The sequence below is a fragment of the Castellaniella sp. UC4447_H14 genome (assembly GCF_052978285.1).
On the sequence record NZ_CM129666.1, the window covers coordinates 1,673,950 to 1,696,110 of the forward strand.

The window sequence follows — 22,161 nt, forward strand, 5'->3', positions numbered from 1 at the left end:
TGCGGCGACCGATATTCAACGGCAAGGAGAGCCACATGAACATCATTCAACACACTCTGCGCGCCGCCCTGTTCCTGGTTCTCGCCTTCTTCGGCGTGATCATGGCCCTGATTTTCATGGCTTCGACGGCGTTGGCCATCGGGGTGCTGTACATCGTGGCGCGCCTTCAAGGGCGGCCCTTTGGCGTGAAGGCCTACTGGGACGAGCGGCGCAGGCCGAACATGCCCGGGCACCGGGGCGCCGGGTCGCAACACGCCAGCCGGCGCGACCGGGACGTAGTGGACATCGAGATGCGCGAAATCCCCTAGAATAGGAGTTTTTGCCTGCTCACTCCTGTCCCATGCCGCGCACGATCTTCGTCACCACCGCCCTCCCCTACGCCAACGGTTCTTTCCACATCGGCCACATCATGGAATACATCCAGGCCGACACCTGGGTGCGAGCCATGCGCATGGCGGGCCACACGGTGCATTTCGTGGGGGCGGACGACGCGCACGGGGCGCCCATCATGCTCAAGGCGGAATCCGAGGGCATCACCCCCCAGGCCCTGGTGGCCCGCTACGCGGCCGAGCGTCCGAAATACCTGAACGGCTTCCACATCCGCTTCGATCATTGGCACAGCACCGACACGTCGGAAAACGTGGTCCTGTCGCAAGGCATTTACCGTGCGCTGAAAGCCGCCGGCTTCATCGACCGGCACGAGGTCGAGCAATTCTATGACCCGGTGAAGGGCATGTTCCTGCCGGATCGCTACATCAAGGGCGAATGCCCGCGCTGCCACGCGAAAGACCAATATGGTGATTCGTGCGAGGTCTGCGGCGCAGTGTACCGCCCTACCGAACTCATCGAGCCCTATTCCACCCTGACGAAAGCGCGTCCCGTCCTGCGCAGCTCCGAGCATTTCTTCTTCCGTCTCTCGGACCCGCGCTGCGTGGCTTTCCTGCAGGACTGGACCACGGGGGCCCGCGCCGACGGCGGTCTGCGGCTGCAGCCCGAAGTATTGGCCAAGACGCGCGAATGGCTGGGTACGGCCGACGGCGCCCAGGCCAATCTGGCTGATTGGGACATCTCGCGCGACGAACCCTACTTCGGAATCCCGATCCCGGACGCGCCGGGAAAATACTTCTACGTGTGGCTGGACGCCCCCGTGGGCTACCTCGCTTCTCTGAAGGCCTACTGCGCGAAGCAGGGGCTGGACTTCGACGCCCTGCTGTCGCCCGATGGCGCGACCGAACAGGTCCATTTCATCGGCAAGGACATCGTGTACTTCCACGCATTGTTCTGGCCGGCCATGCTGAAATTCTCGGGCCGCAAGACGCCCGACCTGTTGCATGTGCATGGTTTCATCACCGTCAGCGGTGAAAAAATGTCTAAAAGCCGGGGCACCGGGATCTCGCCGCTGCGATACCTGGACATCGGCATGGACGCGGAATGGCTGCGCTATTACATCGCCGCCAAGCTCAACGCCCACGTGGAAGACGTGGACTTCAATCCCGAGGACTTCATCGCGCGGGTCAACAGCGATCTGATCGGCAAATACGTCAACATCGCCAGCCGGGCCACACCGTTCATTACCCGCCACTTTGGCGGCGAGCTGGCCTACACCGGCGACACGGAGGCCCTGCGCGGCGAGCTCCGCCTGCTGGCCGACGAGGTCCGCGGCGATTTCGAAAACCGCGACTATAGCCGGGCCATCCGCCGCATCATGGCCCAAGCCGACCGGATCAACCAGGCGTTCGACGCGGCGCAGCCGTGGGTGCTGGCCAAGGGCATCGCTCAAGCCGACGCCGCCCAGAAGGCCACGTTGCAGGACATCTGCTCGCGCGCGCTGGCCGGGTTCCAGGCCCTTTCGGTCATGCTTTCGCCGGTATTGCCGGCACTGACCGAACGCGTGGCGCGCGAGCTGTTCGGACGCAGTGACCCGTATCGCTGGACCGACGCGGACGATCTGCCCGTGCATGTTGCTGCCTTCAGGCATCTGATGCAACGCGTGGATCCGGCGCAACTGGACGCCCTGTTCGAGCCGCCCGAGCCCGCAGCCGTGGCCCTCCCCGGCGGCGAGGCCATCGCTGACACGATCGGGATCGACGATTTCGCGCGCATCGACCTGCGTATCGCCCGCATCGTGGAATGCACCGAAGTCGAAGGCTCCAGCAAGCTGCTGCGCCTGTCACTGGACGTGGGCGAAGGCCGCCTGCGTCAGGTGTTTTCGGGCATCAAATCGTCCTACAAGCCCGAGGAACTGGCGGGCAGGCTCACCGTGCTGGTGGCCAATCTCGCGCCGCGCAAGATGCGCTTCGGCGTGTCCGAAGGCATGGTGCTGGCGGCCAGCCATGCCGATGAAAAGGCGCAGCCCGGCATCTACCTGCTGGAACCATGGCCGGGGGCGCAGCCGGGAATGCGGATTCACTAGGCCCGGCCCGCTCCAGCGCGGCCCGGGAACGATCAGGCCTGGCCCTCGGGGGCATTCTCCCCGAACAACAGCCGCGTGATCATCGCCTCATCGATGGCCTCGCCGCTAAGCGTACGTGCCAGGATCTCGCTGCCCAGCATCTGCGGCGAAATCACGATGTCCGGGTTGACGCGGCGAATCTTGGCCAGATGGACGGACGAATTCGCCAGCGCCACCAGCTTGGTGGATGGACCCGCGACTTCGCGCCCCGCCATGATGATGAACGCATTTTCGGAATCGTCCATGCGCAACGCCAGGACGTAGCGCGCCTGGGCCGCGCCGGCCTGGAGCAGCACGTCGGCATCCGACGCATCTCCCACCAGCACATCCGCGTCCGGCGGATACGGATGCGGCTCGGCTGTGGGGACGATCACGGTGACGTCGTGGCCGCGCTGGCGCAGGGCACCATAGACGCTTTGGGCCAGCGGGCTCACTCCCGCAATGATGATGTGATTCTTTCGCATGGCATGTGAGATCCGCCCCTGCATCAGGCGCCGCAGGTTGCCGCCGATGAGGGGCCCCACGACGGCGCTGATGGAGGTGGCAAAGACCGTGATTCCCAGAATGATGATGGAAGCCGTGAAGAGGCGGGCCGCCCCGGTGTGCGGCGTGATGTCCCCATACCCCACCGTGGACATGGAGACGATGGAAAAATAGAACGCCGTGATGGGGTCATGAATGGGGGGATTGAATTCGTTGCCCAGATACAGCACCCCGAACACCGAATACACCAGCAGGAAGCCGACGCTGATGATGGCGAACAGACTGCCCGCCGTCAGGCTGGACCGGTCGAAATGCCGCCAGTAGACCGTCAGCATGGCCGCCAGCACGACGGTGTAGACCAGCAGCCCCAAGTGCCCCTGGCCGCGCCACAACGAGAACGTGCCCACGACGGCCAGCAGCAGGATGCTCATGGCCCACGCCAGGCGCGCCCGCATGAACAGGCCGATGGCCATCACCTGCACGCCCAGGCCCAGCATCAGGCGCGAGAGTTGCGAAATGCCGCCGGTCTGCACAAATGAGGCGAGCTGCTCGCTATCCAGCGTACGCAAAGAATCCAGCGCCCCGTGGCCCGAAAGCCTTGTCAGCACGGGGTCCAGGAAAAGATACCCGTCCACGGCCACGAGCACGGCAAACAGCCAGTGCCACGGAAATGCGCGCCAGAACGTGCGCAGCAGGCGCAGCGGCCGCGCCAGCCAGTTCGCCCTTGGAATCAGCATCCCGATGCCATGCCTCTATCACCGACAAGGCTTGCAGTGTACTGCACAGCCACGGTGTCGCTGCCCGTATACTGCTCGCATGCCACCCACCAGCCTTTCACCCGCCGAGTCGCCCGAACGCCACGCTGCGGCGCGCCGCAGCACCTGGGTGAGTGTCTGGGTGAACCTCATGCTGACGGCCGCGCAACTCACCATCGGTCTGCTGGCACACTCGCAGGCGCTGGTGGCGGACGCCATTCATTCGCTGTCGGACCTGGTCTCCGATGCCGTGGTGCTGTTTGCCAACAAGCATAGCGCCAAGGCGCCGGATGCAGACCACCCGTATGGTCATCTCCGCTTCGAGACCGCAGCCACGCTGGGCATCGGCGCCCTGCTGCTGGTCGTGGGCACGGGCATGCTGTGGGGCAGCCTTCGGCGCCTGGAGGACCCCACCCTGATCACCGTGGTGCACGTATCGGCGCTGTACACGGCGCTCCTGGCGCTGCTGGCCAAGGAAGGACTGTTCCGCTACCTGTTGAAAGTCGCCGAGCGGGTGCGCTCGACCATGCTGGTGGCCAACGCCTGGCATGCACGGTCGGATGCCGCCTCCTCCCTGGTGGTGACACTGGGCGTGGCGACCAATCTGGCGGGGCTGCCGCTGGCGGATCCCCTGGCCGCACTGGTGGTGGGACTCATGATCATGCGCATGGGCTGGAAGTTTTCCTGGCAGGCTTTCAACGATCTGGTGGACCGGGCTGCCGACGGCGACACCGAGCGCGCCATCCGGGAACGCATCCTTAGCACGCCGGGCGTGCGCGGCATCCACGATTTGCGCACGCGCAAGATGGGCGACATGATCTGGGTGGAAGTGGACATCGAAATGGACGGCCAGCTCACCATCGAGGCAGGACACGCCATCGCGGTCGAGGCCCGCCGGCGGGTGATGGCGGATATGCCGGTACTGGACGTCATGACGCACTTCGACCCGGTCTGAACCATCAGGCCTGTCCCGGCCCGCGGAGCATCCCGAACAGGGTTCAACCCAGATGCGTGGCCCGCGCCGGTGCCGCTGCGGTTTTCATATGGGCCAGCCCCCGGACAATGCCGCAGGCGTCCACGGCCTGAGCCGCATGGCATTGATCCCGCAGACCCGCGAGTTCGGCCCGCAGGTCCGCCAGTTCGCGCAAGCGCACGTCCACATGGGCGATGTGCTCATCCAGCAGGTGGTTGATGGTGCCGCAGTCCCGCGCCGGAAGATCCACCATGTCGAGCAGCGCTCGAATCTCATCGTGCGCCATGTCCAGATTGCGGCAGTTCCGGATGAACCTCAGACGATCCAGATGGCCCCGGCCATACTGGCGATAATTGCCCTGGCTGCGGGCAGGCTCGGGCAGCAGCCCGGCCTTTTCGTAGAAGCGGATGGTCTCGGCCGAGCATCGGGCCGCACGCGCGAGTTCACCGATTTTCATGGGGGTGTCCTGGGTCCCATCGACCACGTCCGAACCGGGGCACCCAGCGGATCGGTGGTCAGACGGACGTTGACCCTATAGTTACTTCAGGGTGTTCAATACCATCATAAAACGTATTCCGGACAACCGCCATGGGGTTCGAAACCTCTCCGCAATCTTGCGCGTGCCACACCGCGGGGCCCGCACCGGCCAATGATCATGACGGGCACGCGCCCCACGCGCCCAGTGGGCGGCACGGCCATGAACACGGCAATGAACACGATCATGCGCACCCCGCCCCAACGCGTTGGCCGCTGATGGCGCTGGCCGGTGCCGCAGCCGTCGCAGCCGAAGCGGCGCACTGGCTGACCGCGCCGGACTGGATTCCGGCCGCCCTGGCCGTGCTGGCCATTGCCGGTTGCGGATTGGGGACCTACCGCGAGGGATGGATCGCCATCCGCCACGGCCGGCTGGATATCAACGCGCTCATGAGCATTGCCGTCACGGGCGCCCTGATCCTGGGGCAATGGGCCGAGGCCGCCATGGTCATGGTGCTGTTCACCGTCGCCGAACGCATCGAGGAGCGGTCGCTGGCCCGAGCCCGCCACGCCATTGGCGACCTGATGCAGCTGGCGCCGGACCATGCCACGGTCCGACAGCCCGATGGCCAATGGATCGTCATGCCGGCAGCTGACGTGGCAGCGGGCGCAGAAGTGCGCGCCCGCCCCGGAGAACGCATCGCGCTCGACGGCGAGATCGTCTCGGGCCACTCGGCCATCGATCAATCGCCCATCACCGGCGAAAGCCTGCCTGTCGACAAGGCGGTGGGCGACGCCGTCTACGCAGGCACCATCAACACCACCGGTACAATCGAATACCGCGTCTCGTCACCCGTCAGCGCATCGACACTGGCCCGCATCATCCGTTCCATCGAGACCGCCCAGGCTTCACGCGCACCCACCCAGCGATTCGTGGACCAGTTTGCCCGAATCTACACGCCTGTGGTCGTGCTGTTTGCGCTGATCATCGCAATCGCACCCCCGCTCGCCGGCTTCGGGGGCTGGTACGACTGGGTGTACAGGGCGCTGGTCCTTCTGGTGATTGCGTGCCCCTGCGCGCTGGTGATTTCCACGCCGGTCGCTATCGTCAGCGGGCTGGCGGCCGCCGCGCGCCATGGCATCCTGATCAAGGGCGGCACCCATCTTGAGCGCGGCCATCGGCTGCACTGGCTGGCGCTGGACAAGACAGGTACCGTGACACAAGGCCGCCCCAGCCTGACCGACTGCCGACCGCTAGGTCCATTGGAGGCCGCGCAGTGCGACAGGCTGGCGGCCGTGCTGGCGCGACACTCGGACCACCCGGTGTCGCAAGCCATTGCCCGCGGACTGGGCCAGACATCGGCCGAGGCGCCCTCGCAATTCCAGGCGTTGGCCGGCCGGGGGGTCCGGGGCGTCGTGGACGGGCACCCTTACCTGCTGGGCAACCACAGGCTCGTCCACGAGCGGGGCCTATGCTCGCCGGCGCTGGAACAGGCACTGGAAACACTGGAGGCTCAGGGGCGCACCGTCGCGCTGCTCTCTGACACCACGTCGGTACTCGCGCTCTACGCCGTCGCAGACACCATCAAACCGGAAAGTGCGGCCGCAATCCGGGATCTGCATGCCCTGGGCGTACAGACCGCCATGCTCTCCGGCGACAACCCGCATACGGTTGCGGCCATCGCGCAGGCCGCGGGCGTCACGCGCGCCCAGGGCAACCTGCTTCCGGAGGACAAATTGCAAGCCATCCAGCAATTGTCGGGGCCCGACACCGTGGTCGGCATGGTGGGCGACGGCATCAACGACGCGCCGGCCCTGGCGGGGGCCGACATCGGGTTTGCCATGGGTGCGATGGGCGCCGATGCGGCCATCGAGACCGCCAACGTGGCTTTGATGGACGACGACCTGCGCAAGATCCCGTGGTTCATCCGGCTGTCGCGCGCCACCCACCGAGTCCTGGTACAGAACATCGTGGCGGCCCTGGGGATCAAGCTCATTTTCCTGATCCTGACGGTCGCGGGTCTGGGAACGATGTGGATGGCGGTCTTCGCCGACGTAGGCGCCAGCCTGCTGGTGATCGGGAACGGCCTCAGACTGCTGCGTCCGGTCGCCGCCAAACGGCCATCAACCCGGGCCCTACAAAACGCGTGACAGGAACGCCGCGGTGCGCGGATTCGACGGATGATCGAAAAGTTCCGAAGGTGCGCCGGCTTCGACGACAACGCCACCGTCGGTAAAATAAACGATGTCCGCCGCTTCCCGCGCAAAGCGCATCTCATGCGTGACCAGAATGCAGGTCATGCCGCCGTCCGCCAGTTGACGCACGGCATCCAGCACGTCCTTGACCGCCTCGGGATCCAGGGCGGCCGTGATTTCATCGAACAGCATGACCTCCGGGCGCATGGCGAGGCTTCGCGCGATGGCGACCCGCTGCTGCTGGCCTCCCGATAATTCGCCCGGGTAGCTATCGATCTTGCTGGCCAATCCAACCTGCTCGAGTAGCGCCAGTGCGCGCGTCCGGACTTCGAGCCTGTCCTCGCGCAGGACGTGAACCGGCGCCATCATGACGTTTTGCAGCGCCGTCTTGTGCGGAAAAAGGTTGTACTGCTGAAACACCATGGAAACGCGTTTACGCAAGGCGATTTTCTGCACTTCGGTCTTCAGCGTCTGAACGTCGAAATCCCCGACACGAATGCTGCCTGCATCGATGGACACCAGGCCATTGATGCAGCGCAGCAACGTAGATTTCCCGGCACCCGAAGGGCCGATGACGCAGGCCACCTGCCCCTGAGGGACGGTGAGGGACATACCCCTCAGGATCTCGGTCCGGCCGAATGACTTGTGGACCTCCCGGACACTCACGGCCACGGGCGTGCTCATCGCGGCGCCTTCAGTCGGGAACGGCATACCTGCGCTCCAGATAAAGGGTGAGTCGAGCGATCGGATAGCAATAGATGAAGAACCACAGCAGATCGTAGCTATAAAAAGGCAACAGCAATCCTGGCCTGTCCTCTGCGCTGAGCGCGCGCGCTGTCAGAGTCAGGAGTTCGTCAACACCGACAATCGAGGCCAGCACCGTGGCCATTGTCAGAATCGAATACAAGTTCATCCATGGCGGCAGCATGCGCCTGATGCACTGGGGCAGGATGATCATCCACAGGATCCAGCGGCGGGAAAACGCCAGAGACGCGGCGGACTCCCACTGCCCGGTCGGGATGGACTGGACGGCGCCGCGCAGGATTTCCGACACGTTCGCCATGACAGGAAGAGAAAGCCCCAGCGTCGCCTTGACCCATCCCGGAATCGCAACCGTGCCTCCCAGTACAGTCACGCGAAACGGCAGCAGATACATGCAATAGAACAGGAGTACCAGCCAGGGGGCATTGCGAAAGAATTGGGTGACAAGCCACGATGGCTTGCGTGCCCAGGCCGACTGGGCAATCTGCGCAAACCCCAGTAAGAGTCCGAGGACCGTACCCAGCAGCATGGCCAGCACGCTGATCGCGAGATTGAGCAGGAAGCCCTGCAGCAGCAGCGGTGTCCACTTCCAGAGCGTGGCCCATACAGACGGTTGATCCGGACCCGCCTGGGCCTGCGCCACGCCGCAGCAGGCGACAAACAGCAGCAACAGGCCCAAGCCCGCCGGCACGGTCGGTCTCCAATGGCGCCCTCTCCAGTCATTCGGAAAGGTCGTCGTCGAAACGGCGCGCAGCGCTTCCGGGACCAGAACGGGCAGATCGGTCCGCCAATCGGGCTTCATGCGCCAAAGCCCGGCAAATGGAGGGCCCGCTCCCAACGCCTCATGAGATACGCCAGCGCTCCGGCCAGGATCACATAAGAGACCAGCAACACGTTCATCAGCTCCGGCACGTTCAGCTCGTCGGACCAGATCTGGCTCGTCACATACAGCATCTCCGGCACGGCGATGGCATAGGCCAGCGTAGTGGTCTTGACGAGATTGACGAGATTGTTGGTCAATGCCGGCAGGCTGACGCGCAGCGCGAGCGGGAACACAATGAGGCAATAGATGCGCAGCCTGCTGAACCCCAGGGACTCGGCCGCCTCGATGGTCGTGCTCGAGATCGCCTGGACGCCAGACCGGAAGATCTCGGTATTGAAGGCGCCGGCAAAAAACGATAGCGACACGATCGCCCACGTGACATTGCCGACCAGCGGGACATGCTCGCCCGAACCGGTGGCGGAGGTGAGCAAGCCTCCTAGCCCGAAGTAGAAAAAAAAGAGCTGAACCAGGGGCGGCGTATTGCGGAAGAACTGGATATACCAGTACACCATCAAACGAACGAATTTCAGCCTGGACTCCTGCAGCCAGGCGCCCACGATCCCGATGACGACGCTCAGCACAATGCAGACGGCCGACAGGCGCAGCGTCATGATCGCGCCGGCCAGGAAATGCGCCCTGTCGAAGGCATCGTAAAAAATCGACAGGTTGATCCCCGTCGCCTCGTACAACCAGCGAAACCAGTCCCAGAAATCCTGCATGGCAGCCACCCGGCGTTACTGTCCGGTCAGGTCAGATCGACGAGTTCACCGAACGGCGAGCCAGGTGCGCGCGCGAGGGGTCCGCGCCGACCGAGATCACCGGTACTTGTCATGTTCCTGCTGGGCAAAGGCGATTGGCTTGATACCCCACTTCTTTTCGAGAGACAGGATCTTGCCCGATTTGTGCCACCCCGTGACCATCCCGGACAGCAGGGATGCAAAATGGTCCTCGCCTTTTTTCGCGCCTACGCTCCACGGCGTGAAAAAGATCGACGTCAGCGGCATGTCATAGTCCTTCCACTGCGGCTTGAGCAGCTCGCCCTGGATGGCCGTGTCGTCGTAGGCGAACGCAGCGCACGAGCCGTTTCTGAGAGCGGTGTACGCTTCGGCCGTACCCGGGAATGCCAATCCCTGCACCCCGTATTTGGCTTGAAGATCCTTGTTCGTGAACGTTCCCTGGATTAGACAGACCTTCTTGCCGCGCAACTGGTCCCAATTCTTGAAACCGGCGGACTTGGGCGCCAGGATGTTGACTCCGGCCCCGTAATAATGGGGCTGGACCATCTCCATGAGCTTGTCTCGTTCCGGCGTATCGGTCAGCGTAGCGAGGATGAGATCGATCCTGCCCTGTTGCAAGTACTGCACGCGGTTGGACGCCACCACCGGGACCATCTGGAGTTTCACACCCAGTTGCTTGGCAATATCGGCCGCCAGATCGGGACCGAACCCTACGATGGTCCCCGAGGTATCCAGGTAGCCGAAGGGCCGATAGTCGGCCTTCACCCCGACCACCAAGGTTCCTCGACCCTGTATGTCACTGACAGCGTCGGCATGCGCCGCCGTCACCATGGAAAAGCCAAGCGTCGCCGCCATGGCCGCGAGGGCCAATGTTCCGTTCATTTTTTCTCCTGTTTTCAAGCGGCTTGCGAGGCGGGCCCGCGTTCCGACATCTGGCCGGATTCACGCCCGAGATACGCCGCGATCGTGCGCATGCCGAACAGCCCGGCTTGCGCCTCGGCTTCGCTGTTGTAATTGGTATTGGTGTTGACGTCGTAGGTGTAGCGCTCGCCGCGCGCGTCGACGATGGATTCAATCCCCGCAATACCGACGCCGTAGTCGGCCATGAAACGCCGGTAGCGCTCAAGGTCGGGGATATCGAAGTCCGGAATGACCTCGAAGCGAGGACGAACCGCGGCGGTTTCACCCCCCACAGGGCAGGCCAGGTCGCCAATCTGGCAGACATCGGCGGGACACAGCTCGAATCCTTGGGACGTGTCCACCCGCACGGCATACAGAAACTTTCCCCCGATGAATTCAGCCCGCGTAATGCAGGGCTCAGGCGCCTCTATGTACTCCTGAATCAGCGTGATGCCATCGACGGACTGTTCGAATTGGGGACTGGCGACATAGCGCTCAAGGCTGGCGATGTCATGAAACAGATGGACCCCAAGCCCCTTGCCCGCACGATTGTGCTTGGTAATGAATGGCGCCGGCATGTTGCGCGCAGCCTGCACGATACGATCCGCACCGACCGCGGCGAGCGTCCGGGGCGTGCGGACCCCGTAACGGCGCAGCGCGGCATACTGGGCAATCTTGCTTACCTCCAGCCGCAAGGCGCGGCTGTCATTGACGACGCGCCTGTCATACGACTCAAGCCAGGCAAGAACCGCCGCCGTGTATTCGGGGCCGTAACGATGTCCGCGCGTATGGGACGATGCGCTCATGCGGTTATAGAAGACCCCATCCGGGGGCGGAGCGGAAAAATCCAGCACCCCTTCGTCCAGGAACCACTCCTCGAAGCTCAGGTTCAGTTCCGCAAATGCCGCGCGCAGGGGTTCCACCCAGGCGTTGTTTTCATGAATGACGAAGATCTTTGACATAGGTCGCAAACGGGCGCGCGACAAAGCCGCCGCACCGGGAAAAACGCAGTGTCATTACGTTAATTCCGGACAGGGCAGCGGCAAACGAACGGCTTGCTATTTGCTTATGAAGCCCGCGCCGTAGCGGCGGCGTCCGGTCGAAAAACCTGCGGTTCAAAGGTGAGCGTGGCGAAATAATCCGCCAGCGTCTCCTCCCGCCGGATCAGCGCGACGTCGCCGTTCTGCTTGAGCAGCAGCTCTTTCGGCCGCAGCCTGCCGTTGTAGTTGAAGCCCATGGCATGGCCGTGAGCCCCCGAATCGTGAATGACCAGCAGATCACCGTCCGTCACCTTCGGAAGCTGCCGCTGAACCGCGAACTTGTCATTGTTCTCGCACAGCGAACCCACTACATCGACCAGGGGATCCTGCTCATCCAGCGTCTTGCCCAGCACCTCGACATGATGATAGGCGCCGTACATGCCCGGCCGCATCAGCGCCGACATGCTGGCATCGACCCCCACATAGGTTCGATAGATGTCCTTGTGGTTGATGGCCGTGGTCACCAATACGCCGTGCGGGCCCGTCATGTAGCGCCCGCTTTCCATGTAGACCTTGGGCTGCCAGCCGTTACGCTGCTTGAACTGCCGCAGCAGGACGGCGGCTTCCGCGCCCAGTTTCTTCACATCGAAGACCGGTTGCTCCGGGCGGTACGGAATGCCCAGACCGCCCCCGATATTGATGAACTCGAAAGGCGCCGACAGCTCGCGGCCGACCCGCTCGATGACTTCGAGCAGCATCGCGACGGTCTGGATCATGTAGTCCGCGTTGAGCTCGTTGGACGCGAGCATGGTATGCAGCCCGAACCGCTTCGCCCCGCGCTCGCGGGCCTTCTGAAAAGCCGGCAGCAATTGCGCCGGCGTCACGCCGTATTTGGCTTCTTCGGGGGCACCGATGATGCTGTTGCCGGACCGCACCGACCCAGGGTTGTAGCGGAAGCACACCAGGTCCGGCAACCGGGGCGCCTTGTCGACCAGACTGATATCGTCCAGGTTCAGGATGCAGCCGCCATCACTCAACGCAGCCTCGAACTCGGCCCGTGCCGTGTTGTTCGAGGTGAACATGATGTCGGCACCCCGCGCGCCAAGCTGCCGGGACAGGACCAGTTCCGCCACCGAACTGCAGTCAAAGCCAAACCCCATTTCCCGCATGATCCCCAGGATCGCAGGATTGGGCAGCGCCTTGACGGCGTAGTATTCGCGAAATCCGGGGACATCGGCAAAGGCTCGTTTCAGCGCTTCGCCGGTCCCGCGGATGCCGGCCTCATCGTAAACGTGAAACGGCGTACCAAAACGGGCGGCGATATCGGGGAGCAACGGCAACAGCCGCTCCCGGAAGCCGGAAGGCATGGGCATGACGTAATCCTCAGCGAGCTTGACTGGACGGCGACGATACCCGCACAGCGTCAGCGATGCGCTGCATGGCCTGCCGGATATTCTCGTGGCTGTTGAAGGCGCTGATGCGGATATGGTGCTCGCCGCAGCGCCCGAATCCCGCCCCCGGCGTGCACACCACGCCGGCCTTGTCCAGCAGGAAGTCGAAGAACGACCAGGAATCCCGGTCGGTCTGGACCCAGATGTAGGGCGAGTTGTCGCCGCCCACGCACGGGATCCCCATCCGCTGGAAGGACTCGCGCACATAGGCCGCGTTGGTCAGGTAGTAGTCGATCAGCTTGCGCACTTCAAGCTGGCCTTCGGGGCTGAAGACCGCCTCCGCCGCCCGCTGCACCGGATAGGACACCCCATTGAACTTGGTGGTGTGGCGGCGCAGCCAGAGATCGCGGACCGAGACAGCCTGGCCAGCCGCCGTGTACGCCATGCAGCGCTTGGGCACCACGGCGTAAGCACAGCGGACCCCCGTAAAGCCCGCTGTCTTCGAGAAACTGCGGAACTCGATGGCCACGTCCTGAGCCCCCGGGATCTCGTAAATGGAATGCACGAGCCTATCGTCTCGAATGAAGGCTTCGTAGGCGGCGTCAAACAGGATCAGCGACCGGTTCTCCCGGGCATAGTCGACCCATGCCTGCAGCTGCTCGCGGCTCATGGTGGCGCCCGTCGGATTATTGGGGGAGCACAGGTAGATCAGGTCAGCCGGTTCGTCCGGCAATTGCGGCGAGTAACCGTTTTCGGGAGTGCAATCGAGATAAACCAGCCCGGGATAGCGGCCATCCGCGAATGTCCCGGTCCGGCCGGCCATCACATTGGTATCGACGTAGACCGGATAGACGGGATCGGTGATTGCCACGCGGATGTCAGTCGCAAATAGCTCCTGGAAATTGCCCACGTCGCATTTGGCGCCGTCGCTGACGAAGATTTCATCGGCCTGGACGTCCGCACCGCGCGCGGCGAAATCGTGACGGGCAATCGCCTCGCGCAGGAAATCGTAGCCTTGTTCAGGGCCATAGCCGCGGAAAGTGCGGGTGGATGCCAGTTCGTCGACCGCCTTGTGGAAGGCTGAGATGCAGGCATTGGGCAGGGGCTGGGTGACATCGCCGATCCCAAGCCAGATCAGTTCGCGCTCTGGATGCTTCTGCTGGAATTCGCGCGCGCGCCTGTTGACGTTGGCAAACAGATAGCTGGCCTGCAGCTTTTGATGGTGCTCATTGATCTTGATCATGGGGGTACCGAATCGTCGAACGTGACCGTGGACGAGCAGCCACCCTGAGCTGCTGCGCCAGAACTGCGCAACGATACTGCTTTTTTGCGCGTCGCGTTCGGACCCGCCCGCTAGCGGTAGCCGCGATGCCAGCCCCCGCGATAACCGCCCCGATAACCGCCATGGTAGCCGCGATGATAGCCGCCACCCCAGACGCCAAAGTTCAGGTACACCGGGGGACCGACATAGGCGGGAGCCGGCGCCGCGTACACGACACCGCTGTCATCGCCATAATAGGCTGGCGCGGGGGTGTAGACGGCGCAACCGCCCAGGGCGGAAACAGCAGCCAGTGCCACCAGAAGCTGCCTTGCGCGAGAAGAGAGGTGAGTTTTCATGATAAGGATTAGAACCCTAATCCCGCCCGCCGTTCCCGTCTTTTTCCCGCCGTTACCTTGACTTCCGAGTTCTCCATCTTTCAAGGGGTTTTACGACAAATTGTCGCCCGCACCGCCAACAGGGGCCCGAATGGACCCCTGTGAATGAAGAGGAACGGTCCCCTTTCTTCAGAAGGTAATGCCCAACCAGCCCTTGACCTGGGCATACAGATCCCCCTGGAAGTCTTCCGGGGTGCCCGAAGCAGCAATTTCGCCCAGACTGAGCACGTAGACGTGATCGGCCAGGGCCACCACGCGGCGGACGTTGTGGTCGACGAGCAGGATGCCCATGCCGGCTGCGGCAAATTGTCGCACCCAATCAAAGGTCTCGGCCGCCACCTTGGGGGCGAGCCCGATGCTGGGTTCATCGATCAGGCATACGCGCGGCCGGACCATATAGGCCTTGGCGAATTCGAGCGACTTCTGCTGACCACCCGAGAGGTCCCCCGCCTGAGTCCGCAATTTCTGTCGCAGCATGGGGAACCGGTTCAGAGTATCGTCCAGCCTCCGCGCGATGAGCGTCACGCCGAATTGCCTCCTGCGCCCCTCGAGCGGCAAACGCAGGTTTTCCTCGACGGACAGGAATGGAAACAGGCTGGATTCCTGCGGGATGTACCACATGCCGCGGTCAATGAGCGTATGGGGCTCCGCTCCGGAAATATCCCGCCCTTCGAGCCGTATGGATCCCGACTTGGGCTTCAGGAAGCCGAAAATCGTTTTGAAGAGAGTGGATTTACCGGCGCCATTCAGCCCGATGAGGCCGCTGATGCGCCCCGGGTACACGGTGAGCGAAACATCGCGCAGGACATCGATGTCGCTCATGTAGCCGGAGGTCACCTGCGCCATTTCCAGGATCGGTCCCGCCCCGGCCGCGGCTGTGGGCGCCGGGCGGTGGGCATCGCCTTCGGCACGGGGGATGCCGGCACCTTCCAGAGGCGTATCAGGCATGTCGCACCTCGTGTTCAGCATCGCCCCCGCCCAGATAGGCTTCCATGACGGCAGCCGACTGCAGCACTTCGTGCGTCTCGCCTTCGGCCAGCACCTTGCCGGCATTCATGCAGACGGAGCGCGGGCACAGATCGACGATGGTGGGCATGTCGTGGCTGACCAGGACGAAGGTCTGGCCTGCGGCGTTGCGCTTGCGGATGAAGCGGGCCATGGTCTGGCGCATGACCGGATGGACGGCGGCGAAAGGCTCATCCAGCAGAGCAAGACGCGGGGTCACCATGAAGCAGGTGCCGAACTCCAGCAGCTTGCGTTGGCCCCCCGAAAGCTGTCCGGCATCCAGATACATGACGCGCGTCAGTTCCAGTTCTTCGAGCAGTTCGGCGGCCCGCTCGTGGGCGGCGGCGTCGTCCAGTCCCATCGCGATGCCACACACCACCAGATTGTCAAAGGCGCACATCCGGTTGAAAACCCGGGTCATCTGGAACATGCGCAGGATGCCCAGGCGCGTGAATTCCAGCGGACCGCCATGGACCTCCCGGCCTTCGAGCCGAATGCCGCCGGCATCCGGACGCAGATGCCCCGACAGCATGTTCAGCAGGGTCGTCTTGCCCGAACCGTTGGGCCCGATCAAGCCCAGGAGTTCGCCCTGTTGCACCTCCAGGCTGACGCCATCGACGGCGCGCAGACCGCCAAAGCGCCTCTTGAGATCAGATGCGCTGAGCAGCGTCATGAAGCGGTCTCCCTGGCGGCGCGCGGACGCACGAAAACGTGCCGCACGAGTCCCCACAGGCCTTCCTGGAAGAAGCGTGCGAAGACGATGACCAGCACGGCGAAAACGATCATCTGGATGTTGCCCACGCTGCGCAGCAGCTCCGAAGCCGTATAGACCAGGAGCGCGCCGATGAGCGGGCCGACCAGCGTACCCATGCCGCCGATCATGGCCATCGCGATCACCAGTCCGGTTGACTGGATGAGGCCGAGTTCGGGGCTGACCAACTGCGCAAAGGTACCGTAGAGTCCCCCTCCGAGGCCGCAGATGGCGCAGCTGATCACGAAGGCGACCGTCTTGTAGCGCACCACGTCGATACCCCGGCTCGCCGCTCCGAGTTCATCATCGCGGATCGCCTGCAGGAAGCGGCCGAGCGGCAAGCGCAGCAGATAGTACAAAAGGACCACGACGGCGGCGAGCGCCGCCAGAAAAATGTAGTAGTAGGCGACGCGGCTTTCAACGAGGCCTGGCACGTTCAGGCCCTGGTCTCCCCGGGTGAAGTCGATCGAGTTGTAGACGACCACGCGCAGGATCTCCCCAAACGACAGCGTGGTGAGTGCCAGGTACACGCCCGAGAGGCGCAGCACGATGCGCCCCAGCGCAAGCCCGACCAGAGCGGGGATGACGATAGCCGTCGGCAACCCGATCCACAACGGGGCATGCAGGTGGTAGGCGAACAGCCCGGTGGCGTATCCGCCCAGCATGGCAAACGGCGCCGGCGCCAGCGAAAACTGGCCTGCGCAGCCGGCCAGCAGGTTCCAGCCCGACGTCACGATGGCGAAGTACATGCTGACGATGAGCACGCCCAGCCAGTAGGGCGACTGCACCCCCAGCGGAACCAGCGCCAACAGCAGCAGAATCGCCAGACTCAGGCGAATCTCGCTGCGCAGCTTGCTGGAGTGAAGATTCGAGTGCTCATGCACCATGGCTCAGACCTCCCGCGCCCGCTCGCCAAACAGCCCTTGCGGGCGGAACACCAGGATGAGAATCAGCAGAATCAAGCCATAGGCGTCGCGATAACTGTAGGACAGATAAACGGCGCCGAAGCTTTCGATGACCCCCAGCAGAAGCGCCGCGAAAATACTGCCCGGGATGGAGCCCATGCCGCCGATCACCACGATCACATAAGACTTCACGGCGGGAAAAATGCCCACGGCGGGATCCAGATTGATGACGGGCGCCAGCAAGGCCCCCGAGGTGGCCGCCAGCACGCCGGACGCAACGAAGACGAGGTTGCTGGCACGCGCCGAATTGATGCCGGCAATCGAGGCTCCGAAGCGGTTCTGCGCTACCGCCTGGATCTGCCGCCCCCAGAGCGAGTACTTGATGAACAGCGCGAGCCCCACCAGCAGCAGAATGGCCAGGCCCGAGGTGATGAGTTTCTGGCCGCTCATGAGAAAGGGCCCGATGGCGACACGCTGGGCATCCCACAGTGCCGGCCCGAGCATCGGGTACGGTCCGACGATGCGGTTGACCAGATTGATGAGCAACAGCGACAGGCCGAAGGTGACGACCACGGCGTATTCGTCTTTCATGAAGCGCCACGAGCCGTAGCCGGAGTACATCGGCCGCATGAGCAGCCGCTCCGTGGCCCAGCCGATGAAGGCGCCTGCGACGGCTGCGACGGGCAAGGCAAGCCAGGGCGACACGCCCAGCCCCACGGCAATGAGCGTATAGGTGTAGGCCCCGATCATGTAGAACTCGCCATGGGCGAAATTCACGATTTTCAGGATGCCGAAGATCATGGTCAATCCGACCGCCATGAGCGCGTAATACAGGCCGGTGATCAGCCCGGTGACGAGTAGGTCTAGCTGCAGCACGATAGGCGTCCTTTTCTCCGGCCCGGACGGCCGGGGACCGGGTGCATCGGCTCGCCCGCGAGGGGGCGGCCGGTGTCACGAGCTTAGTTGGCGGGCTGCTGGAGCTTGCTCACGTCGATCGGCTGGCCGGGCGCCTGGACGAGCACCGTTTTGGCAAGCGGCTGGTCGACAGCCGTGATCTGGTAGGTCACGTAGGGAATGTCCACCCATTGCTGGAAGGTGATCCCGGGTTTTTCGGAGAACTTGAATTCCCCGCGCACGCCCTTGAAAGTCCCGGTCTGCAGCGCCTTGATGATGGCCGCGTGATCGGTGGACTTGGCCATCTCGATGGCCTGTGCGATCACAAGGATCGAATCCGCCGCCTGGAAGGTCAGGCGGTTGGGCCCATGCTTGAACTGGTCTTCGTAGGCTTTGGCCACGTCCTTGCCGATTTGCGGCATGGGCATGCCGGGGTGGTACAGCCCGAAGGAGATCATGTATTTCCCGGCGTCCTTTACGTTCTGCCAGAAGTCGGGATAGTCGGAGATGCCCCCGCCGTCATAGAACCAGGTCTTCTTGCTGGGAGCAACCCCCTGCTGGTAGAGCTGGTTCATCATGATGTAGGCCGCCGGCGGCAAGGCCATGTTGGCGACCATATCCGGAGGATCGGCGCGCAACGCGAGGACGGTGGGCGTGAAATCCTTGCTGGCGCGGTCCAGCGTCAGGTACTTGTATTTGATGTTGGGAGAATGTTCTGCCAGCAGCTTGCCCAGCACCTTGGCCTGTCCGATCCCGTAGTCGGTGTTTTCAGCCAGGGCGACCACGCTCTTGACCTTCATGGCCGCAATGGTTTCGGCCATGGCGGTTGCAACGTGCGTGTTGTAATTGGCCGGATTGAAGACCTCCGGGTAGCCCTTGGTACGGATGTCGTCGGACCAGCAGTTGGTGTCGATGTAGGGAACCTTGTAGCGGTGCACGACTTCGATTTCAGCCAGACATACCGAACTCTGGTGCCCGCCTGCTATCGCCACGACCTTGTTCGTGGTGATGAGCTTTTCAACGGCGGCGCGTCCCTTTTCGGGGATGCCCTGATCGTCCTCGTAAAGAAGCTTCAGGGGACGGCCCAGAACGCCGCCCTTGTCGTTGATCATCTTGGCCATGATGTCAAGACCGTGCTTGACTTCCGTGCCCTGGACCACCGAACCGGGGGGCGATTGAGTGAGGCTCACACCGATCAGAATCGGATCCTGACTCGCTGCGTGGCCGACGCCGGAGAAGCCCAGCATGGCCGCCGCCGCGGTCGCCAAAACGAAGCGTAGCTGTCTCATCGAAATCCTCCTGGGGAAATCGGCCGGGAAATTATTGTGTATGTCCGGTCCGACTGGACATGCTAGTCTTGCGCTATTTCCCCGTCAATACATAGGGTTATGGGTGGAACGCCCACTATGCCCCGTTATCGTCAAGCAATCGCACCGACGCGCCCAGCGTGGCGAAATCGAACTCCCGCATCGAGCGGCGCAGCGGACGCATGATCAGGATCACGACGACTGGCACCAATGCCGCCGCCAGGAACGACTCCAGCAGATGCTCGGGCTTGGCGCCGGGCAGCGGGAACAGGGACAGGCCGGCGACCAGACCACAAAGGGTGCCAGCCATGGCGGCGAAGCCGTCATGACGCTTGCTGAACAGGCCGTAGAAAACGGGAAAAGCCGCTGCGGAACACAGCAGGTCGGCCAACAGGAACAGGTAAAGCACGCTGAACCCCTGCGCCGCGACCACCACGACGGGAATCGCCAGCACGAAGATCAACCCCCGCGCCAGGCGCATCATGGTGGCACTGCCCGCACCGGGCAGCAACCTGCCCAGGTCAACGGCAATGAGACTGGAGACGGCGCTGATGGCGGTGTCTGAACTGCTCATCACCAACCCGAGGCCCAGGGGGATCAAGAGCAGCGCAAGCCACAACGAGGCGTGCGGAATCAGTACGCTGAACAAGGCCACGGAACTGTCCCCGCCCGGCGCCAGGCCGATGAAGGCCAGTCCGAACAGGCCCATCAGGAAGATGAACGGCCCGACCATCAAGCCGCCCAGCAGGAAGCCGGTGCGCATGGTGCGCGAGTCGCGCGCGGCGTAGATTCGCTGCCAGTTGCCCTGGTGAAACAGGCCGGTCAGAAGGATGGCCACGAAAAAGGTGAAGCCGGCCTTCACCCCCGCCGGATCGCTCAGGTCCAGCAGCCGCGGGGCCCGGGCGCGCAATCCCTCGATCGTGGGCAGCGCCCCGCCCGCCGTGTACCAGCCCAATGCGACCAGGAACAGCAGCAGCGGCACGATGACGATCATATGCACCCGGTCGGTGAAAATCGACGCGCGCAGGCCGCCGTAAGAAGTGTATATGAGAGTGGCGCCGACGACGACGATGGCCGTGGCCCAGATGGGAACCGGCGCGAGTAGCCGAACCAGCTTGCCCACGGCGGTGACCTCGGCCGACATGGCGATGAACAGATAGAACACCATGATGAGCAGCGCCAGGCCGTACATGGGCCGGCCATAGCGGGCAATGAGGAATTCGGTCAGGGTGTGGCCGTTGGGGATCAGTTCGCGCATACGCCGCCCCAGCGGGATCATGGCAATGCGCGGCGACATGGCGCCCAGCGCGTACCCAATGATGGCCGCCAGCCCGCCCCACGTTGCGGCCTGTGCGGGGGCGAACAAAATCCACGCCCCCAAGGTCGAAGCCATCAGGGTCAAGATGGTGGCAACGGCGCTCTGGCTGTTGCGGGCCGTGATGTAGTCTTCCAGGCCTTTCTTGAAGCGCCGGGTATACAGAATGCCCGCGGCGGCATAGCCGAACGCACAAAGAAGCAGCCAGGAAATGGCCGTTGAAGTGCTGAGCATGGCAAAAGTCCTTCCCATCAGTGAATTGGCGGGAAGAACGCGCCCAAGGGCGCTCGCGCATGACGCGATTCCTTCCCTTCGCCGGCATTACCCGGATCAGGTTCTAAGGGTCAGCGCGGAATTGGCGCAATCTCAGCTCGCTATGAGCTCCCCCAGGACTGGCGTAAGACTAAAAGAGCCGGGCCCGACTGTCAACGACGTTCGCCGAGTCTGTGTGGTAAATTGCGCAATAGCGACACGGGGTGTCCCGACGACGTCGGGGCTGAGACGACACCCGTAGAACCTGATTCAGTTCATACTGGCGGAGGGATGTTCGCGACGGGGCACATCGTGCCCGCGGTTCGGCCTTTCGCCTGCCCTGCGAGAGACATCATGCCCGGACCCAAACAAGCTCTACCCCTGAACGAACAAACAGTCCTCGTCACCGGAGGCGCGCGTGGCTTGGGCGCGCACATCGTACAGGCTTTCCAGCGCGAAGGTGCGCGCGTGATCGTCAATTATTTCCGTAGTGCCGACGCAGCCGCCGCGCTGGCCGCGCAGGCTCCCGACCGCACACTCGCCGTCCAGGCCGACGTGCGCGATGCGGGCGCCGTGCAGGCCATGGTCGGCCAGGCGAGCCGGCGTTTCGGAACGCCGATCAGCACCGTCGTCAACAATGCCCTGCCCGATTTCCAGTTCAACGGCGACCAGCGCCCGCACGCCGACACGCTGTCGTGGGAAAACCTCAGCCAGCAGATGGAAGGCACCCTGCGCGGCGCCCTGAACACCGTCCAGGCGGTGCTGCCCGGCATGCGCGCCGCGGGCTTTGGCCGGGTGATCAACGTGGGCACCAACCTTTTTCAGAATCCGGTCGTACCCTATCACGACTACACAGCGGCCAAAGCGGCGCTGCTGGCCTTCACGCGCACGCTGTCGCACGACCTGGGGCCAGACGGCATCACCGTCAACATGGTCTCGGGCGGCCTGCTGCGCACGACCGACGCGTCCGCCGCCACGCCCGAGGCCGTGTTCGAACTCATCGCTGGCAGCACGCCCCTGCGGCGCGTCACCACCCCGACGGAATTCGCCGACGCGCTGCTGTTCTTCGCATCGCCCTGGTCGCGTTCCGTCACGGGACAGAACCTGGTGGTCGACGGCGGCCTGGTGCACAACTGAGCCGCAAGAGCAC

At 63.6% G+C, this 22,161-nt stretch carries 21 protein-coding genes and 2 riboswitches; of the genes, 5 read left to right on the forward strand and 16 right to left on the reverse strand.

Annotated elements, in window-relative coordinates; translation table 11 throughout:
• The first annotated feature begins 35 nt into the window (after positions 1–35).
• Positions 36–308: a hypothetical protein gene (locus ACVCMJ_RS08035; protein WP_447080905.1), complete on the forward strand. Its 273-nt coding sequence runs from the start codon at positions 36–38 to the stop codon at positions 306–308.
• Positions 309–340: 32 nt separating this feature from the next.
• A complete protein-coding gene (metG, locus tag ACVCMJ_RS08040) occupies positions 341–2,413 on the forward strand; it encodes a methionine--tRNA ligase (RefSeq protein ID WP_447080906.1) in 2,073 nt (690 codons plus the stop codon).
• Between the two features lie 32 nt (positions 2,414–2,445).
• On the opposite strand, the gene kch is transcribed toward metG, so the two are convergent.
• On the reverse strand, positions 2,446–3,672 hold the full coding sequence (gene kch, locus ACVCMJ_RS08045; RefSeq protein ID WP_447080907.1) for a voltage-gated potassium channel protein: 1,227 nt from the start codon (positions 3,670–3,672) through the stop codon (positions 2,446–2,448).
• A 79-nt stretch (positions 3,673–3,751) separates the two neighbouring features.
• Between kch and ACVCMJ_RS08050 the strand changes: the two genes are divergently transcribed.
• Positions 3,752–4,645: a cation diffusion facilitator family transporter gene (locus tag ACVCMJ_RS08050; protein ID WP_447080908.1), complete on the forward strand. Its 894-nt coding sequence runs from the start codon at positions 3,752–3,754 to the stop codon at positions 4,643–4,645.
• A 43-nt stretch (positions 4,646–4,688) separates the two neighbouring features.
• On the opposite strand, the gene cadR is transcribed toward ACVCMJ_RS08050, so the two are convergent.
• A complete protein-coding gene (cadR, locus tag ACVCMJ_RS08055; protein WP_447080909.1) occupies positions 4,689–5,120 on the reverse strand; it encodes a Cd(II)/Pb(II)-responsive transcriptional regulator in 432 nt (143 codons plus the stop codon).
• Positions 5,121–5,251: 131 nt separating this feature from the next.
• Between cadR and ACVCMJ_RS08060 the strand changes: the two genes are divergently transcribed.
• Positions 5,252–7,288 (forward strand): heavy metal translocating P-type ATPase, encoded by a 2,037-nt coding sequence (locus ACVCMJ_RS08060; protein WP_447080910.1) that lies wholly within the window; start codon positions 5,252–5,254, stop codon positions 7,286–7,288.
• On the opposite strand, the gene ACVCMJ_RS08065 is transcribed toward ACVCMJ_RS08060, so the two are convergent.
• The 14 genes from ACVCMJ_RS08065 to ACVCMJ_RS08130 form a co-directional block, all read right to left on the reverse strand.
• On the reverse strand, positions 7,274–8,044 hold the full coding sequence (locus ACVCMJ_RS08065; RefSeq protein ID WP_447080911.1) for an amino acid ABC transporter ATP-binding protein: 771 nt from the start codon (positions 8,042–8,044) through the stop codon (positions 7,274–7,276). The two genes, ACVCMJ_RS08060 and ACVCMJ_RS08065, sit on opposite strands and share 15 nt — an antisense overlap.
• Positions 8,028–8,897: an amino acid ABC transporter permease gene (locus tag ACVCMJ_RS08070; RefSeq protein WP_447080912.1), complete on the reverse strand. Its 870-nt coding sequence runs from the start codon at positions 8,895–8,897 to the stop codon at positions 8,028–8,030. Before ACVCMJ_RS08070 ends, ACVCMJ_RS08065 begins: the two co-directional genes overlap by 17 nt.
• Positions 8,894–9,637: an amino acid ABC transporter permease gene (locus ACVCMJ_RS08075; protein ID WP_447080913.1), complete on the reverse strand. Its 744-nt coding sequence runs from the start codon at positions 9,635–9,637 to the stop codon at positions 8,894–8,896. Before ACVCMJ_RS08075 ends, ACVCMJ_RS08070 begins: the two co-directional genes overlap by 4 nt.
• 96 nt (positions 9,638–9,733) lie before the next feature.
• The gene (locus ACVCMJ_RS08080; protein ID WP_447080914.1) at positions 9,734–10,537 is read right to left on the reverse strand and encodes a transporter substrate-binding domain-containing protein; all 804 of its coding nucleotides are present in this window, start codon (positions 10,535–10,537) and stop codon (positions 9,734–9,736) included.
• A gap of 14 nt (positions 10,538–10,551) precedes the next feature.
• On the reverse strand, positions 10,552–11,517 hold the full coding sequence (locus ACVCMJ_RS08085; protein ID WP_447080915.1) for an ATP-grasp domain-containing protein: 966 nt from the start codon (positions 11,515–11,517) through the stop codon (positions 10,552–10,554).
• Positions 11,518–11,621: 104 nt separating this feature from the next.
• A complete protein-coding gene (locus tag ACVCMJ_RS08090; RefSeq protein WP_447080916.1) occupies positions 11,622–12,908 on the reverse strand; it encodes a diaminopimelate decarboxylase in 1,287 nt (428 codons plus the stop codon).
• A gap of 10 nt (positions 12,909–12,918) precedes the next feature.
• Positions 12,919–14,169, reverse strand: coding sequence for an LL-diaminopimelate aminotransferase (locus ACVCMJ_RS08095; protein ID WP_447080917.1), 1,251 nt, complete (start codon positions 14,167–14,169; stop codon positions 12,919–12,921).
• Positions 14,170–14,279: 110 nt separating this feature from the next.
• Positions 14,280–14,543, reverse strand: coding sequence for a hypothetical protein (locus ACVCMJ_RS08100; protein ID WP_447080918.1), 264 nt, complete (start codon positions 14,541–14,543; stop codon positions 14,280–14,282).
• Positions 14,544–14,711: 168 nt separating this feature from the next.
• Positions 14,712–15,530, reverse strand: coding sequence for an ABC transporter ATP-binding protein (locus ACVCMJ_RS08105; RefSeq protein ID WP_447080919.1), 819 nt, complete (start codon positions 15,528–15,530; stop codon positions 14,712–14,714).
• Entirely contained in the window at positions 15,523–16,260 is a 738-nt protein-coding gene (locus tag ACVCMJ_RS08110; protein ID WP_447080920.1) for an ABC transporter ATP-binding protein, read from the reverse strand. The genes ACVCMJ_RS08105 and ACVCMJ_RS08110 overlap by 8 nt, the downstream gene beginning before the upstream one ends.
• The gene (locus tag ACVCMJ_RS08115) at positions 16,257–17,225 is read right to left on the reverse strand and encodes a branched-chain amino acid ABC transporter permease (RefSeq protein ID WP_447080921.1); all 969 of its coding nucleotides are present in this window, start codon (positions 17,223–17,225) and stop codon (positions 16,257–16,259) included. The genes ACVCMJ_RS08110 and ACVCMJ_RS08115 overlap by 4 nt, the downstream gene beginning before the upstream one ends.
• Before the next feature lie 3 nt (positions 17,226–17,228).
• Positions 17,229–18,119 carry a branched-chain amino acid ABC transporter permease gene (locus ACVCMJ_RS08120; protein ID WP_447080922.1) on the reverse strand — a complete coding sequence of 297 codons (891 nt, stop codon included), beginning with the start codon at positions 18,117–18,119 and terminating at the stop codon, positions 17,229–17,231.
• Positions 18,120–18,202: 83 nt separating this feature from the next.
• Complete coding sequence (locus ACVCMJ_RS08125) at positions 18,203–19,426, reverse strand: ABC transporter substrate-binding protein (RefSeq protein WP_447080923.1); 1,224 nt, start codon at positions 19,424–19,426, stop codon at positions 18,203–18,205.
• A 115-nt stretch (positions 19,427–19,541) separates the two neighbouring features.
• Complete coding sequence (locus ACVCMJ_RS08130; protein WP_447080924.1) at positions 19,542–20,993, reverse strand: sodium:solute symporter family transporter; 1,452 nt, start codon at positions 20,991–20,993, stop codon at positions 19,542–19,544.
• Positions 20,994–21,049: 56 nt separating this feature from the next.
• Positions 21,050–21,157: riboswitch (TPP riboswitch) on the reverse strand.
• Between the two features lie 64 nt (positions 21,158–21,221).
• A riboswitch (TPP riboswitch) is annotated at positions 21,222–21,320 on the forward strand.
• 45 nt (positions 21,321–21,365) lie between these two features.
• On the opposite strand from ACVCMJ_RS08130, the gene ACVCMJ_RS08135 reads away from it, so the two are divergent.
• The gene (locus tag ACVCMJ_RS08135; protein ID WP_447080925.1) at positions 21,366–22,148 is read left to right on the forward strand and encodes a 3-oxoacyl-ACP reductase; all 783 of its coding nucleotides are present in this window, start codon (positions 21,366–21,368) and stop codon (positions 22,146–22,148) included.
• Positions 22,149–22,161 lie beyond the last annotated feature (13 nt).